Origin of the sequence: Streptomyces sp. NPDC093097 (genome assembly GCF_044754325.1) — a bacterium.
Taxonomy (GTDB): domain Bacteria; phylum Actinomycetota; class Actinomycetes; order Streptomycetales; family Streptomycetaceae; genus Streptomyces.
Genome location: NZ_JBIVOW010000009.1, coordinates 121,801 through 137,546 on the forward strand (window position 1 = coordinate 121,801; position 15,746 = coordinate 137,546).

The 15,746-nt window shown below is 73.2% G+C and carries 13 protein-coding genes; 3 read left to right on the forward strand and 10 right to left on the reverse strand.

What is annotated here, in order from left to right:
* Positions 1–201 precede the first annotated feature (201 nt).
* The 3 genes from ACIQE0_RS17735 to ACIQE0_RS17745 form a co-directional block, all read right to left on the reverse strand.
* Positions 202–441 (reverse strand): RNA-binding protein, encoded by a 240-nt coding sequence (locus tag ACIQE0_RS17735; RefSeq protein ID WP_003980229.1) that lies wholly within the window; start codon positions 439–441, stop codon positions 202–204.
* A gap of 2 nt (positions 442–443) precedes the next feature.
* The gene (gene rpsP, locus ACIQE0_RS17740) at positions 444–884 is read right to left on the reverse strand and encodes a 30S ribosomal protein S16 (RefSeq protein ID WP_366330623.1); all 441 of its coding nucleotides are present in this window, start codon (positions 882–884) and stop codon (positions 444–446) included.
* Between the two features lie 155 nt (positions 885–1,039).
* The gene (locus ACIQE0_RS17745; RefSeq protein ID WP_073447690.1) at positions 1,040–1,630 is read right to left on the reverse strand and encodes a hypothetical protein; all 591 of its coding nucleotides are present in this window, start codon (positions 1,628–1,630) and stop codon (positions 1,040–1,042) included.
* A 553-nt stretch (positions 1,631–2,183) separates the two neighbouring features.
* Here ACIQE0_RS17745 and ACIQE0_RS17750 point away from each other — a divergent pair.
* On the forward strand, positions 2,184–3,035 hold the full coding sequence (locus ACIQE0_RS17750) for a methyltransferase domain-containing protein (RefSeq protein ID WP_402332978.1): 852 nt from the start codon (positions 2,184–2,186) through the stop codon (positions 3,033–3,035).
* A gap of 99 nt (positions 3,036–3,134) precedes the next feature.
* Here ACIQE0_RS17750 and ffh read toward each other — a convergent pair whose 3' ends face one another.
* From ffh to ACIQE0_RS17775, 5 genes are all read right to left on the reverse strand, one after another.
* Entirely contained in the window at positions 3,135–4,685 is a 1,551-nt protein-coding gene (ffh, locus tag ACIQE0_RS17755) for a signal recognition particle protein (RefSeq protein ID WP_402332981.1), read from the reverse strand.
* A gap of 144 nt (positions 4,686–4,829) precedes the next feature.
* Positions 4,830–7,334 carry a [protein-PII] uridylyltransferase gene (locus ACIQE0_RS17760; protein WP_402332984.1) on the reverse strand — a complete coding sequence of 835 codons (2,505 nt, stop codon included), beginning with the start codon at positions 7,332–7,334 and terminating at the stop codon, positions 4,830–4,832.
* Positions 7,335–7,396: 62 nt separating this feature from the next.
* Complete coding sequence (locus tag ACIQE0_RS17765) at positions 7,397–7,735, reverse strand: P-II family nitrogen regulator (RefSeq protein WP_366330627.1); 339 nt, start codon at positions 7,733–7,735, stop codon at positions 7,397–7,399.
* On the reverse strand, positions 7,732–9,081 hold the full coding sequence (locus ACIQE0_RS17770; protein ID WP_384098751.1) for an ammonium transporter: 1,350 nt from the start codon (positions 9,079–9,081) through the stop codon (positions 7,732–7,734). Before ACIQE0_RS17770 ends, ACIQE0_RS17765 begins: the two co-directional genes overlap by 4 nt.
* A gap of 168 nt (positions 9,082–9,249) precedes the next feature.
* The gene (locus ACIQE0_RS17775) at positions 9,250–10,743 is read right to left on the reverse strand and encodes a hypothetical protein (RefSeq protein WP_402332988.1); all 1,494 of its coding nucleotides are present in this window, start codon (positions 10,741–10,743) and stop codon (positions 9,250–9,252) included.
* 467 nt (positions 10,744–11,210) lie between these two features.
* Here ACIQE0_RS17775 and ACIQE0_RS17780 point away from each other — a divergent pair, with 467 nt between their 5' ends.
* Positions 11,211–11,921: a bifunctional DNA primase/polymerase gene (locus ACIQE0_RS17780; RefSeq protein WP_402332991.1), complete on the forward strand. Its 711-nt coding sequence runs from the start codon at positions 11,211–11,213 to the stop codon at positions 11,919–11,921.
* Between the two features lie 265 nt (positions 11,922–12,186).
* Here the strand turns inward: ACIQE0_RS17780 and ftsY are convergent, their stop codons facing one another.
* Together ftsY and ACIQE0_RS17790 are read right to left on the reverse strand one after the other, a co-directional pair.
* On the reverse strand, positions 12,187–13,416 hold the full coding sequence (gene ftsY, locus ACIQE0_RS17785) for a signal recognition particle-docking protein FtsY (protein WP_366330631.1): 1,230 nt from the start codon (positions 13,414–13,416) through the stop codon (positions 12,187–12,189).
* A 111-nt stretch (positions 13,417–13,527) separates the two neighbouring features.
* Positions 13,528–13,770: a hypothetical protein gene (locus ACIQE0_RS17790; protein WP_366330632.1), complete on the reverse strand. Its 243-nt coding sequence runs from the start codon at positions 13,768–13,770 to the stop codon at positions 13,528–13,530.
* 465 nt (positions 13,771–14,235) lie between these two features.
* On the opposite strand from ACIQE0_RS17790, the gene ACIQE0_RS17795 reads away from it, so the two are divergent.
* A complete protein-coding gene (locus tag ACIQE0_RS17795; protein WP_366330634.1) occupies positions 14,236–15,735 on the forward strand; it encodes a cytosine permease in 1,500 nt (499 codons plus the stop codon).
* The last annotated feature ends 11 nt before the right edge of the window (positions 15,736–15,746 follow it).

Sequence of the window (15,746 nt, forward strand, 5' to 3'; positions counted from 1 at the left end):
TTTTGCGGCTAAACCGCCGCCGCTTTCGCGGACGTGGTTGCGGAACGCCGTGGTTCCTCAATGGATGGTTGCGGTGATGGGTCCGGTACGGGGGTGGCCGTGGGGTCGCCCTGGGGCGTCCTCAGGTGCCGCGCCCGCATACGGACGCGGGCCGGGGACGGCCCGAAGGCCCTCCCCGGCCCGAGCCGGTGTTCAACTTGATCAGCGAACTTGGTCGACGTCGACGAGGTCGACGCGGATGCCCCGGCCGCCGATCGCGCCCACGACCGTCCGCAGGGCGCGTGCGGTGCGGCCGTTGCGGCCGATCACCTTGCCGAGGTCGTCGGGGTGGACCCGGACCTCCAGCACGCGCCCGCGGCGCAGGGTGCGCGAGGCTACCTGCACGTCGTCGGGGTTGTCGACGATGCCCTTGACGAGGTGCTCAAGGGCCTCCTCAAGCACGCTCAGTCCTCGGTGGACTCGGAGGTGGACTCAGCCGCGGCCTCGTCCGCCTTCTTGTCGGCCTTCTTCGCCTTCGGGGTGATGGCCTCACCCTTCGGCTCGTCACCGGAAGCCTTGGCGGCGGCCTCGAAGAGGGCGCTCTTGTCGGCCTTCGGCTCGGCGACCTTCATCGGCGCCGGGGCGGGCAGACCCTTGAACTTCTGCCAGTCACCGGTGACCTTGAGGATGGCCAGAACCGGCTCGGTCGGCTGGGCGCCGACGCTCAGCCAGTACTGCGCACGCTCCGAGTCGACCTCGATGCGGGAGGGGTTCTGCACCGGGTGGTACAGGCCGATCTCCTCGATGGCGCGACCGTCCCGGCGGGTGCGGGAGTCGGCGACGACGATGCGGTAGTGAGGCGAGCGGATCTTACCCAGACGCTTCAGCTTGATCTTGACTGCCACTGGAGTGGTGTCTCCTGGTCTTGACGGGGTGGGGCACAACGAGATGCCACGTGGGGTTGCGGTACTCGGGGCCCCGATGGACGCGTCAGCCGGAGGAGAGAGGGGTCCTGTGCGGCTGTCGAGTACAGCTGGCAATTGTGCCACACGCCCGAAGGTCACCCGACCGCGGCCACCTCGGGGATCCGGAAGGGCTTGCCGCAGCCGCCGCAGACGATCGGCGCCTGCGCCAGCACCGACGGGACGACCCGGACGTTGCGCCCGCAGTCGCAGACGGCCTTGACGCGGACGCCGCCCCCGGAGGAGCCGTGCCGGGCGGCCGGCCCGCGGAAGCTGCGGGCGGTGTCGGTGGCGGTGGCGGCGCTGTGGGCCTTGAGGGCTCTGGTGAGCCGCTCGATGGTGGGACGGTAGCGCCGTCTGGCCTCGGGATTGAGCGTGACCAGCGAGAAGCCGCTGCTGGGGTGCGGCTCGTCGGTGTGGTCCAGGCCCAGCTCCTCCGCGATCGCCAGGAATCGGCGGTTGTGGTAACGGCCTGCCCGGGAGGTGTCACGGATGCCGCGGGCGGCGGCGATGCCGTGGACTGCCTCGTGGAGCAGCCTCTCGAAGGAGAGCTCGGCGCCGCAGGCGGACGAGGACTCTCCGATCAGGGATTCGGGCGCGGCCAGGTCCGGCAGCTCGGGGTGGTGCCGTTGAATGTCGGCCCACGCGAGCGCCAACTCGGCGGCGAGAACAGGCGGTGTCGTGCTCACGTCGTGACAACGAGCCGGAGTCGCCCAGTGTTCCGATTCCGGGGCATCCCAAATAATTTGCACGTACCGGTCAGTTTCTGGGCAGGGGGCGTGGCGGGGGCGCGGTGGGCCGATCTGCACAGAAGGCACCCCGCAGGCGGCAAGCCGGTACGCACGACCCGTATCCCCGCGTACGCCGCATGGCGTACGCCGTCCGCGCGCTGGGGCGCGGACGTGCGGCGATGTTACCGATGGTAGGAATTGCGCCGCGCACGGGGCTCGTCCCGGCCACGGTAGGGCAGCGGGGCGGGGTGGCCCGGCGGGCGGTACGTGCAGCGGGGCGCCGGGCGGCCGACGCTGGCGTGGCGGGACCGTGGCCCCCGGGGCACGCTGGAACGGCGCTCCGGGAGTGTGTGGCCCGGCGCACACAGGGGCGCGCGGGAGCCATCCTCGGCGCACCCCTGGACGCCCGGTCGGTCGCGCGGTCGTCCGGTCGCGGGGGCGCAGCGTTCGGAAACACGGGGGCGGACTGTACTGATCAGCTTCGGGTTCTCGGCGGATAGGGGCGCTATCGATGTCACCCACGCTCGTGCGGCACCAGCTTCCGAACACCGGGTCCGCCCGCTGCACCGCCCCGGACGCGCCGACCGGCACCCGCGCCCGCGACTGGGCGGAGATCCAGGAGCCGATGCTGGTCCCCCTCTACGAGGCCGCGTACGACCGGCTGGGCGTCGGGCCCGGCACCCGGCTGCTGGGGCTGGGCTGCGGGTCCGGGCTGGCCCTGCTGCTCGCGGCGGCGCGCGGGGCGCAGGTCAGCGGCGTGGACGCGGACGAGGGCCGGCTGGAGCTGGCCCGCCGGCGACTCACCCCGGACGGGATGCCGGAGGTGACCCGGCTGGTCAGCGGCGGGCTGGCGGACGCGGCACCGCCGGGCGCGGCGTTCACCGTGATCACCGCGTTCCACCCGGCGGGTTGCGGCGGGGGTGTACAGGAGCCGGCCGGAGCGCTGACCGCGGCGGCGGCGATGGCCGAGCGGGGCAGTGCGGTGGTGCTGGGTGGCTGGGGCCCGGTGGAGCGGTGCGCGGCGGCCGGGGTGCTCGGGGTGGCGCGGCGGCTGGCGGATCCCTCGGCGGGGCTGGGCGGCGGCTGGCGGCCGGCCGGGCGGGACGACCTGGAGGAGCTGGCGGGCCGTGCGGGGCTGCGTCCCGACGGGTCGGGGCGGGTGGCCTGCCCGTTCGGTTACGCGGACCTGGCGGGCGCGGTGCGCGGGATGCTGTCGACCGGGCTGTTCGACGCGGCGCTGGAGGCGGCCGGGCCGCGGCAGGTGGAGCAGGAGCTGGCAACGGCGCTCCGGCCGTACCGGCGGGCGGACGGGACGGTCTGGATGGCGAACGTCTTCCGGTACCTGATCGCGCGCACCCGTTAGCCGCGATCCTGGAGCGCAACGGACGAGCCCCCGGCCACCGGGAGGTGGGCGGGGGCTCGGCGTGCGGCACCGGGCGGGCGCCACGTCACCTCGATCGCGTCACTTCATGAACTTCTTGAACTCGTCGGGGAGTTCGAAGTCCTGCGGGTCCTGGCCGCCCTGCGGCAGGCCGAGCGGGTTGCCGGCCGCGGCCGCCTCGCGGCGCGCCGCCGCGGCCTCCTCGTCGGCCTTGCGCTTCATCGGGTTGCCGCTCTTGCGCTTGCCCTTGGCCTGCTTGATCTGCTTCTTCTTCCGGGAGGCGCCGCCGCCCATCCCGGGGATGCCGGGCATGCCGGGCAGTCCGCCGCCCTGGGCCATCCGCGACATCATCTTGCGGGCGTCGAAGAACCGCTCGACGAGGTTCTTGACCATGCTGACGTCGACACCGGAACCGCGGGCGATACGGGCCCGGCGCGATCCGTTGATGATCGTCGGGTCCTGGCGCTCGGCCGGGGTCATCGACTTGATGATGGCGGCGGTGCGGTCGACCTCGCGCTCGTCGAGGTTGTTGATCTGGTCCTTCATCTGCGCCATACCGGGCAGCATGCCGAGCAGCTTGGAGATCGAGCCCATCTTCCGGACCTGCTCCATCTGGGCCAGGAAGTCGTCGAGGGTGAACTCCTTGGGGCCCTTCGCCAGCTTGGCCGCCATCTTCTCGGCCTCTTGCTGGCTGAAGGTCTGCTCGGCCTTCTCGATCAGCGAGAGCATGTCGCCCATGCCGAGGATGCGGGACGCCATGCGGTCCGGGTGGAACGCGTCGAAGTCGTCCAGCTTCTCGCCGTTGGAGGCGAACATGATCTGCTTGCCGGTGACGTGCGCGATGGAGAGCGCGGCACCACCGCGGGCGTCGCCGTCCAGCTTGGAGAGCACCACGCCGTCGAAGCCGACGCCGTCGCGGAACGCCTCGGCGGTGTTGACCGCGTCCTGGCCGATCATGGCGTCGACGACGAAGAGGACCTCGTCGGGGCTGACCGCGTCCCGGATGTCCGCGGCCTGCTGCATCATCTCGGCGTCGATGCCGAGGCGGCCGGCGGTGTCGACGACGACCACGTCGTACTGCTTGCCGCGGGCGTACTCGATCGAGTCCTTGGCGACCTGGACCGGGTCACCGACGCCGTTGCCCGGCTCGGGGCCGTAGAACGCGACACCGGCGCGCTCGGAGACGACCTGGAGCTGGTTGACGGCGTTGGGGCGCTGGAGGTCGCAGGCGACCAGCAGCGGGGAGTGGCCCTGGGACTTGAGCCAGCGGCCGAGCTTGCCGGCCAGGGTGGTCTTACCGGCACCCTGGAGGCCGGCGAGCATGATCACGGTCGGGGGCTGCTTGGCGAAGCGCAGGCGCCGGGTCTCGCCGCCGAGGATGCCGATGAGCTCCTCGTTGACGATCTTGATGATCTGCTGTGCCGGGTTCAGCGCCTGGCTGACCTCGGCGCCCAGGCCGCGCTCCTTGACCTGCTTGATGAAGGCGCGGACGACCGGCAGGGCGACGTCCGCTTCCAGCAGGGCGATCCGGATCTCCCGCGCGGTGGCGTCGATGTCCGCCTCGCTCAGGCGGCCCTTGCCCCGGAGGTTTTTGAAAGTACTCGCCAAGCGGTCGGAAAGCGTATCGAACACGGCGGTCGTCGATCCTCGGGGTCGGGGGCTTAGGTCCAGTCGGGTTCTAGGGTATCCGGCCGTGCAAGCGATCCCGTCGTGGCCCGCTCCGGCCCGGTACGACGGGCGCCGGCCCGCGCGCCCCGGAGCGGGCCGTCCCCGGCACTACTGGAGCGCGCTCTCGACCGCCGCGGCCACCTCACGGGCCACCGGATCGGGCAGCGGCGCCCCCTCCGCGTCCGTGACGTAGAAGGCGTCCACCGCGTTCGCGCCCAGCGTGCTGATGTGGGCGCTGCGCACGCTGACACCCGCCGCGTCCAGGGCCCGCCCGATCCGGTGCAGCAGTCCGTGCGCGTCCTGGGCGCGGACCTCGATGACGGTGGCGGTGCGGGAGCTGCCGGCGGCCACGGTGGCGCGGGGCGGCGGGGCGAGGGCGGCGCGGGAGCGGCGGGCGTAGGCGCGCTCGCGTTCGGCGAGGCGGGCGGGGACGTCCAGGGAGCCGTCGAGGGCCCGGACGAGGTCGGCGCGGAGGTGGCCGGCCTCGGGGAGCGAGCCGTACTCGGCCGCCACCCGCCAGCTCAGCAGCAGCACCGGGCCGCGGCCTTCGGGGTCGAGGGCGCGCAGCTCGGCCGCGCGGACGGTGAGGCGGTGCAGGGCCAGCACACCGGCCGCCGCGGGGAGCACACCGGGCGACGGGTGGGCCGGGACGGCGATGAGGAGTTCCACACCGACCGGCTCCCCGGCGGCGTCCGGGCCCTCCTTGGCAGCGTCCGGCGGGCCGTTCTCGGGGCGGGTGTGCAGCGTCAGTGCCGGGGCGCCGGTGCGCTGGGCCTCGATGGCCAGCCGTTCCTGTGCGGCGGTGGGGGCGCCGGTCTCGCGCGGGTCCGGCGCGGGTTCGCCGGCGAGCCGGTCGGTGACGCGCCGGACGAGGCCGGCGACCAGGCCGGCGCGCCAGGGGCTCCAGGCGGCGGGCCCGGTGGCGAGCGCGTCGGCCTCGGTGAGGGCGTGCAGGAGCTCCAGGGTGCCGGGGCTGCCGACGGCGTCGGCGACCGCGCCGACGGTCTCCGGGTCGTCCAGGTCGCGCCGGGTGGCGGTCTCGACGAGCAGCAGGTGGTGCCGGACCAGGGCGGCGATCACCTCGGTGTCGCCGGGGCCGAAGCCGAGCCGGGCGGCCGTGTCGCGGGCGACGGCCGCGCCGGCCAGCGCGTGGTCGCCGGGCCGGCCCTTGCCGATGTCGTGCAGCAGGGCGGCGATCAGCAGGAGGTCGGGCCGCTGGACGCGGCGGGTCAGGGCGGCGGCCCGGACGGCGGTCTCGACCAGGTGGCGGTCCACGGTCCAGGTGTGCACGGGGTTGCGCTGCGGACGGCAGCGGACGTGTTCCCACTCGGGCAGCAGGCGGGCGAGGACGCCCTCGGCCTCCAGGGCCTCCCATACGGGCACGGCGGGCGCACCGGCGCCGAGGAGCGTGACCAGTTGCTCGCGGGCCTCCGCGGGCCAGGGCACCGGCAGCGGCGCGCCGGTCCGGGCGGCGGCGCAGCGGCGGATGGCGTGGGTGGCCAGCGGGAGGCCGGCCTGGGCGGCGGCGGCCGCGGCGCGCAGCAGCAGGACCGGGTCGCGTTCGGGCCGGGCGGTGCGGGCCAGCACCGCCTCCCCGTCGAGTTCGACGACGCCGTCGGCGAGCGGCCGGCGTTCACCGCGGCCGGCGGAACGGCCGTGCAGCAGCCCGCGCAGCACCGGTCGGACGGACCGGGCGCGCAGTACCCGGCCGACCTCGCGCCAGGTGACGTCGGCGGCGTAGGCGATGGTGCGGGCGGATTCGTAGGTGTGGCGGAGCAGGGCGTCCGCGTCGGGCAGGCCGAGGGCGCCGGCGACCTGGTCCTGGTCCTGGAGGGAGAGGCGGTCGGTGGCGCGCCCGGTGGTGAGGTGGAGGGCGTCCCGGGTGTCCAGGAGCCGGGCGCGGGCGGCCTCCAGTCCACTGCGCGGGGCGTCGGCGAGCCAGGAGGCGGCGACGGCCCGCAGTGCGGTGGCGTCCCGGAGGCCGCCGTGGGCCTCCTTGAGGTCGGGTTCGAGGAGGTAGGGGAGTTCGCCGTGGCGGGCGGCGCGCTCCTGGCAGAGTGCGCGGAGTTCGGGCAGCCGCCGGGGCGCGGACTCCCGCCAGTCGGTGTAGGCGGCGGTGCGGACCGCGGCGGTCAGTTCGGGGTCGCCGGCCAGGTGGCGGGCGTCGAGCAGGCCGAGCTGCACCTTGAGGTCGTCGCGGGCCGCGCGGCGGGCCTCGGCCGGGGTGCGGACGGCGTGGTCGAGGTCCAGGCCGAGGTCCCAGACGGGGTACCAGAGGCGGTCGGCGAGGGCGGCGAGGTCTGCGGTGGCGGCGCGGCCGTCGTGCAGCAGGAGGAGGTCGAGGTCGCTGCGGGGGGAGAGTTCGCCGCGGCCGTAGCCGCCGACGGCGACCAGCGCGGTGCCGCGGGCGACGGGGCCACGGGCGGCGGGGGCAGTCGCGGCGGCCAGCAGGGCGGCGAGCCAGTCGTCGGTGAGGCGGGCGAGGGCGGCCCGGCGGTCCGGGCCGGCGGGGGTGCCGTCCCGCAGGAGCCGCAGCCGGGCGGCGGGGTAGTCGCCGCCCGGACGGTCCGCCCAGGTGGCGGCGTCTGCGGGCTGTTCGGCGCGCTCGGTCAACTCGGGCTCTCCTTGGTCGTGTTGTCCCCCGCGGCGCCGCTGCCGCCCCCGCCGCCCGTGGCTCACAGCGCGTCGGGGCCGCGCTCCCCGGTCCGCACCCGCACCGCCTCCTCGACGGCCACGCTCCACACCTTCCCGTCGCCGATCTTGCCGGTGCGGGCGGCCTCGACCACGACCTCCACCAGCTCCTCGGCGTCCGCGTCCTCGACGAGCACCTCGATCCGGACCTTGGGCACCAGGTCGACGGTGTACTCGGCGCCCCGGTACACCTCGGTGTGCCCGCGCTGCCGCCCGTAGCCGCTGGCCTCCGTGACGGTGAGGCCGTGCACGCCGAATGCCTGGAGGGCGTCCTTCACCTCGTCGAGCCGGTGCGGCTTGATAACTGCCGTGATGAGCTTCACGCGTCCACCTTCTTGGTCGGGGATTCGCCCAGTGCCGTGGTCCTGCGGGCCGCGGTGCCGCCGCCCGCGCCGGCGAAGTCGTACGCGGTCTCGGCGTGCGCGGCCTGGTCGACGCCGGCGATCTCCTCGTCCTCGCCGACCCGGAAGCCCATCACCAGGTCGATCGCCTTGGCAAGGACGTAGGAGACGGCCAGCGAGTACAGCAGGACGCACACCACCCCGACGGCCTGTTTGCCGAGCTGCGCGAAGCCGCCCCCGTAGAAGAGACCCTTGGCGTGGCTCTGCACACCGCCGGTGGCGAACAGCCCGACCAGCAGCGAGCCGACGATGCCGCCGACGAGGTGCACGCCGACGACGTCGAGCGAATCGTCGTAGCCGAACCGGTACTTGAGGCCGACGGCCATCGCGCAGAGCACCCCGGCGACCGCGCCGACCGCGATCGCGCCGAGCGGGCTGACCGCGCCGCAGGCGGGGGTGATGGCCACCAGGCCGGCGACCGCGCCGGAGGCCGCGCCCAGGGTGGTGAACGAGCCGTGCCGGAGCCGTTCGTAGGCGAGCCAGCCGAGCATCGCGGCGCCGGTGGCGACCTGGGTGTTGACGAAGGCGACCGCGGCGACGCCGTCGTCGGTGCCCAGCCAGGAGCCGGCGTTGAAGCCGAACCAGCCGAACCACAGCAGACCGGCGCCGAGCATCACCAGCGGCAGGCTGTGCGGCCGCATCGGGTCCTTCTGGAAGCCGATGCGCTTGCCGACGACGAGGAGCACGCCGAGCGCCGCGGCGCCGGCGTTGATGTGGACGGCGGTGCCGCCGGCGAAGTCGATGACGCCCAGGCGGAACAGCCAGCCGCCGTCGGCCCACACCCAGTGGGCGACGGGGAAGTAGACGACGGTGACCCACAGGGCGGTGAAGAGCGCCCAGGCGCTGAACTTCACCCGGTCGGCGAGGGCACCGCTGATCAGCGCGGGGGTGATCACCGCGAACATCAGCTGGAAGACGGCGAAGACGTAGACGGGGATGGTGGAGGTGCCCCACAGCTCGGTCAGGCCCAGGTGGCCGAGGCCGACGAAGTCGCCGTTCCAGCCGATGACACCGCCGCTGTCGGTGCCGAAGGCGAGGGCGAAGCCGTAGAGCACCCACAGCAGCGTGACGATCCCGAGGCTGATGAAGCTCATCATCAGCATGTTCAGCACGCTCTTGACCCGGACCATGCCGCCGTAGAAGAAGGCCAGGCCGGGGGTCATGAGCATCACCAGCGCGGCGCAGACCAGCATGAACCCGGTGTTCGCCGGGCTGAGCACGGCCTTTTCCGCGAGGCCGTCTGCGAGCGGAAGGATGCCTGGGGGCATCGGCGTCTCCTCGTCGTCGATGCGGCCCGTGCGGGTGGGCCGGCTTCGCGATGAGGGTGTCGCGGCGCCGTTTCAGCCAAACCTTGCCGGTGTTTCACCGGGGTGACGAAGCCGTCCTCCGCGTTACACCCCGATGAACTCCCGGGTCCGGTCGCCGGAGCGGTCCGGTCAGATGGCGACGGCGGTCTCCGGGAGCTGGCGGCAGAGCTCGTCCCCGAGCGCGACCACCTCGCCGACGGTCCCGAATTCCCGGACCGCGGTGTCCACCGTCTTGCGCAACCGGTTGTTGACCCGTTCGGAGCGGACCTGGCGGGCGAACGGGATCGCCTTCTGGGCCATCTCGGCGCACGCCTCCGGCTCCTTCTGGAGCAGGTGGACGGTGGCCATGCCGATCAGGTTGAGGGCGTACGAGCGCTGGTGGTCGGGGTCCTTGCCGAACAGTTCGACGGCGCGCCGCATGGCCGGTTCGGCGAGCGAGGCGTAGGTGGGGCTGCGGCCGGCGACATAGGCGAGGTCGCGGTAGGAGTGGGCGTTCTCGGCGTTGAGTTCGCCCTCGGAGAAGAAGCGGATCCAGTCCGGCTCCGGTTCGCCGGAGGCGATGTCGCAGAAGGTGTCCTCGGCCATCCGCACCGCCCGCTTGACCTTGCTGGGCTGGCCCATGCCGGCGTAGGCCCGGGCCTCCATCGCATACAGCATGGCCTGGGTGCGGGCGGTGGCGGTCTCCCGGCTGCCGTACTGGGCGAGGTGGATCAGCTCCAGTGCGTCGTCGGGCCGGCCGAGGTGGATCATCTGCCGGCTCATGCTGGAGAGGATGAACGAGCCCAGGGGGCGGTCGCCGGCCTCCTTGGAGGCGTGCAGGGCGAGGACGAAGTACTTCTGGGCGATGGGCTGGAGGCCGACGTCGTAGCTCATCCAGCCGGCCAGCTGGGCGAGTTCCGCGGCGACCTTGAACAGCCGGCGGGCGACCTCGGGCGGTTGGGGCTCCTGGAGCAGGTCGGTGACCTCGTGGAGTTGGCCGACCACCGCCTTGCGCCGCAGGCCGCCGCCGCACTGGGCGTCCCACTGCCGGAACATCGCGGTGGTCGCCTCCAGCAGCTCCAGCTCGGGGCCGGAGAGGCGGGCCGGGCGCCGGCTCCGCTCGGCGTGCGCGCCGGACTCGCCCGGGGTGGCGGGCACCGGCACCAGCCAGCGCTGCATCGGCTCGATCAGGGAGGGGCCGGCGGCGAGCGCGAGCGAGGTGCCCAGGAAGCCGCGGCGTGCCAGCATCAGGTCGCTGCGGGTGAACTCGCTGATCAGGCTGATGGTTTGGGGCCCGGCCCAGGGGAGGTCGACGCCGGAGACGGACGGGGAGGGGTGCGCCGAGCGCAGTCCGAGCTCCTCGATGCCGACCACGCAGCCGAAGCGTTCGGAGAAGAGCTCGGAGAGGATCCGCGGGATGGGCTCCCGGGGCTGCTCGCCGTCCAGCCAGCGGCGCACGCGGGAGGTGTCGGTGCTGATGTGGTGGGCGCCCATCTGGCGCGCCCGGCGGTTGACCTGCCGCGCCAGCTCCCCCTTGGACCAGCCGCTGCGCAGGAACCACGAACCCAACTGCGCGTTGGGACGTTTGACGGCATCGGTGCCGTCCGTGCTGGTGGAGCCGGCGGTGCCGTCCGTGCCGCCCACAGGAATGCCCCCATTCCGATAGCGCTTGTCCGCGAACCCCCCACAGGATGCCGCCTGTTGCGGCGCCCGTTCCGCGGTACCTCTACCCGACCGCGGAATCCGGCCACACCTCCGGTCGCCCCTCCTCGCGCCGCGCCGCGGGCATACGCGTGCGAATACCGCCCCCGCGGGTCCGTGCACCGAAAGTAATCCTACGATCACGCTCACCGGGAGGGCGGCTACGGAAACGCCACCATTCGCCACCCCTTTGAATGAACTCCCCGGCACTCTCTCGCGATTGACTTGACACAGGTAGCCCGGGCGCGGGCGGCTCGGTGCACAGGAGGGCGTGCGCACCGAGCCGCGCCACCCGGCGCACCACCGTCACTGCGGACCGCCGACGGAGTGTGAACACCAGCGTGAAGAACCGTCTCCTCGTCAACGTGCTGACGCGTCGCCACTTACTCGCACCACCCGTTGGAGGGGGCATGGGTTTCACGATCGGCGGCATCCGGGACCTCCGTTCCGGCTCGCGCCGCCGCGCCCGCTCGGCCGAGGGCACCGCGGTGGCGGAGTACACCGGGCTGTGGGGGTGGGACGTCGTCCCCGGGGGCCGCGCGGTGCGGGCCGGCGGCCGGACGGAGTGCTCGTGCGGGGCCGCCGACTGCCCGTCCCCGGGCGCCCATCCGCTCTCCTTCGCCCGTGAACTGCCGGCCGGCGCAACGCTGGAGAAGGCGCTGGCCGCCTGGGCCGAGACGCCGGGCGCGGCCGTGCTGCTCCCGTTGGGCCGGTCCTTCGACGTCCTCGACGTCCCCGAGGACGCGGGCCGGGGCGCGCTGGCGCGGCTGGAGCGGATGGGCCTGCCGCTGGGCCCGGTCGCCGCCACGCCGACCGGGCGCGCGCTGTTCTTCGTCGCCCCGGGGGCGGCCGCCGCGCTCCCCGACCTCCTCTACCGCATGGGCTGGGACGACGCGGACCTGGACCTGCGTCCGCTGGGCCGCGGCGACCACATCACCGCACCGCCGTCCGACCTCGGCGGCCATGGGCCGATGCGCTGGCTGCGCCCGCCGGCCCTGGACACCGCCGGCTGCCCGCCGCAGGCCCGGCTGCTGCTGGGCACGCTGGCGTATGTGTGCAACAGATCGGTGGGGAGCCGGGTGGCCTCCGACGCGGCGGAGGCCGGCCCGCCGGTGGGCTGAGGCCGGCGGATCGTCGCGCCGCGGGACGGGCGTTCGGCGGCCGGCCCGGCGCCGGGCACGGGCCGTCGGCGCCGCCCACGGCCCCACCAGGCGATCGCATTGGCCGGATGTGACCGGTGACCGCAGCGGACCGGCCACCGTCTTGGCTCGATCCGGACGTTCTGGACAGGGCTTTCCCCGGACGCTCTCCGGGAACGGCGGCGGCCCCCGGCACCCGTCGTCCACGGGTACCGGGGGCCGCCGCCGTCGCGCCGTGCCGCCGCTTTTAGTCGATCAGCGCGTCCACGAACGCCTCGGGCTCGAACGGCGCCAGGTCGTCCGCGCCCTCGCCCAGGCCGACCAGCTTGACCGGAACGCCCAGTTCACGCTGGACGGCGATGATGATGCCGCCCTTGGCGGTGCCGTCGAGCTTGGTGAGCACCACACCGGTGATGTCCACGACCTCGGCGAAGACCCGCGCCTGCACCAGGCCGTTCTGGCCGGTGGTGGCGTCGAGGACGAGCAGCACCTCGCCGACCGGACCGTGCTTCTCCACGACCCGCTTGACCTTGCCGAGCTCGTCCATCAGGCCGGTCTTGGTGTGCAGCCGGCCGGCGGTGTCGATCAGGACGACGTCGGCGGACTCGGCGATGCCCTCCTTGACCGCGTCGAACGCGATGGAGGCCGGGTCGCCGCCCTCCGGGCCGCGGACCGTACGGGCACCGACCCGCTCGCCCCAGGTCTGGAGCTGGTCGGCGGCGGCGGCGCGGAAGGTGTCGGCCGCGCCGAGGACCACGGACTTGCCGTCGGCGACCAGCACCCGGGCGAGCTTGCCGGTGGTGGTGGTCTTGCCGGTGCCGTTGACGCCGACGACCATCACGACGCCGGGGATCTCGTCCCCGCCGTTGCCGATGCCGTTGGCGGTGTGCACGGTGCGGTCGGCGTCGGTGCCGATGAGGGCGAGCAGCTCCTCGCGGAGCAGCTGGCGCAGGTCCTCGGGCGTGCGGGTGCCGAGCACCTTGACCCGCTCGCGGAGCCGCTCGACCAGCTCCTGGGTGGGGGCGACGCCGACGTCGGCGGTGAGCAGGGTGTCCTCGATCTCCTCCCAGGTGTCCTCGTCGAGGTGTTCCCGCGACAGCAGGGTCAGCAGGCCCTTGCCGAGGGTGTTCTGGGAGCGGGCGAGCCGGGCGCGCAGCCGGACCAGGCGGCCGGCGGTCGGCTCGGGGACCTCGACGGCGGGCGCCGCGGGCGCCTCCGGCTCGGCGACCGGCGCCTCGGCCTCGGCCGCGGGGGCCTCGGCCGTGGGCAACTCGACTTCTTCGATCGTGCGACGTTCTTCGTCGCGCGGGGTTTCGGCCTCCTCGCCGACCTGCGGTTCGGCGGGGGGCGCGGTGACGGAGGGCTTGGGGGCGGCCGGCGGCGGCAGCTGCTTCTTCTTGCGGCCGCTGACGACGAGCCCGCTGATCGCGCCGAGCACGACCACTGCGATGACTACGGCAAGGATGACGGTTTCCATAACCCCTCCAGTATCAGCCACGCCCCACTGCGGACAGCCGCACGCGGCCGGGGATCCGACCCGGATCCCGGCGGGGCTTCCCGGGTCCCCGGGACCCTTGAGCGATCCCCCTCAGGACTCCCGGCGCTCCTCGGTGCGCCAGCGCTCCAGGGTGGGGTCGCGGTCGGAGTCGTACTTCCCCGAGCCCCGGCAGTGCCGGCACTCCCCGGCCCGCTGGACGGTCTCGTACGGGCCCTGGAACGGGTCGACACCGGGGGCGTAGGCCAGGGCCTGGGCCACATAGCCGGTGCCCTGGCACCACTGGCACGTCTTGGCGGGCACATCGGCCTCCTGTGCGGGTTCGCTGTCGTTCATCGGAATCACCTTGCACCAATTCCGGTGCGTCATGCCTTGGTCCCTGGTGACCGCCCTCCCGTCGTCGGCCCGGTGGACGGGCGTTCGACGGCGGGACCTGGAGGTGCGCGCCCCGGTGGCCGCCTCCCCTCGCTCAAACGAGACATACGTCTCTCCGACGGGACGGTGACGGGGGCGGGAACCGGCCCGGTGGCACGCGGGAGCGGACGGCGGGCGGCCGACCGCGTCGCGTATGTCCTGATCACGGGGGTGTGACTGGGTTCATCGACAGAGCCGGAAATTTCGTGCGATCGTCAAGGGGTCCAAGGGGACGGATCGAGAGAACTTGGACCAAAGTACGATGGTGGACGGCTGCGCGACGCGCGTAGAGTCCTGGCAACCACTTCTGGCCAGGCACCACAGCCGCTGCCTGCACCTCCTTTCCGGGGGGTGCCCCAGACCCCCCGCACGGAGACAGCTGCACCCATGGGCACCAGCACCACGTCCACATCCACGTCCACCCCCGACGCCGACGGCGCCGTCGAAACGCGCGGTATCGAGCCGGTTCCGGACCACGAACGCCGAGGACAGGTCAGGGAGCTCTTCCCGACCTGGGTGGCGGCGAACATCAGCGTGCTGCTGCTCACCATGGGCGCCTCCCTGGTGATCAACAACGGTCTGAACTTCTGGCAGGTCCTGGTCGTGGCCGCGATCGCCTCGACCCTCTCCTTCGGGATCGTCGGCCTGCTGTCGGTCTCCGGGAAGTGGGGCGGCGCACCGGGCGCGATGCTCTCCCGGGCCGCCTTCGGCGTGCGCGGCAACTACTTCCCGGGCGCGATCCTGTGGGTCGCCCGCTTCGGCTGGGAGACGATCAACGCGGTCAGCGGCGCCTACGCGATCCTGACCGTGCTCCGCCTGGTGTTCGGCATCCAGACCAACAACGTCCTGGTCGTGGTGACCCTGCTGGCCTTCGTCGCCTGCACGTTCCTGGTCAGCGGGATGGGCCGCAAGGCGCTCAACGTCTGCAACAAGTACTCCACGTACCTCTTCAGCCTCATCAGCGTCGTCGTCCTGGTCTACCTGATCGTCGAGATGCCGTGGGGCGCGATCTTCTCCAAGTCCCCGGGCAGCGGCGCGATGATGATCGCGGGCATCGGCACCATCGCGGCCGGCGGCCTCAGCTGGGTGCCCACCGGCCCGGACTTCGCGCGCTACCTGCCGCACTCCGCCTCGGGCAAGAAGATCGTCGGCACCACCGTCTCCGGTGCGGCCCTGGTGCTGGTCCCCATGGTGGTCATGGGTGGCGTGATGGCCGTCTCCAACCCGGAGCTGGCCAACCAGAACACCGACCCGATGTCCTTCCTCGGCCAGGTGCTGCCGTCGGCCATCGCGATCCCGTACCTGATCACCGCGCTGATCGGCATGATGCTGATCAACAGCCTGTCGATGTACTCCGCCGGCTTCACCGCGCAGACCATGGGCGTCAAGCTGCCGCGCGCCCTGGCGGTCAGCGTCAACGCCGCCATCAGCCTGGTCGGCGGGCTGTTCATGATGCTGGTGGCCAAGGACTTCGTGGGCCAGTTCATCGCCTTCCTGACGCTGCTCGCGGTCTCCTTCTCCGCCTGGATCGGCGTCTACGGCATCGACATGGCCCGCCGCCGCAACAAGGCCGTCCGCTACCACGCCGAGAGCCTGATGACCATCGGCCGCACCAGCCGCTACTGGTACAAGGGCGGCTTCTGCTGGCAGGCCCTGACGGCCTGGGCGCTCGCCCTGCTGGCGGGCCTGGCCTTCACCAAGGTGCAGTGGTTCACCGGCCCCCTGGCCGACACCTGGATCGGCCGGAACGGCCTGGGCTGGGCGGTCACCATCCTGATCGCCGCGGTGGTCTTCGCGGTCCTGCCGGCCGCCGAGGAGAACGGCGCCCCGGCATCCGACCCCGCCGCGGGGTCCGACGAGGAGCGGCCGGCCGTCACGGTCGACTGACCACCGGCCGG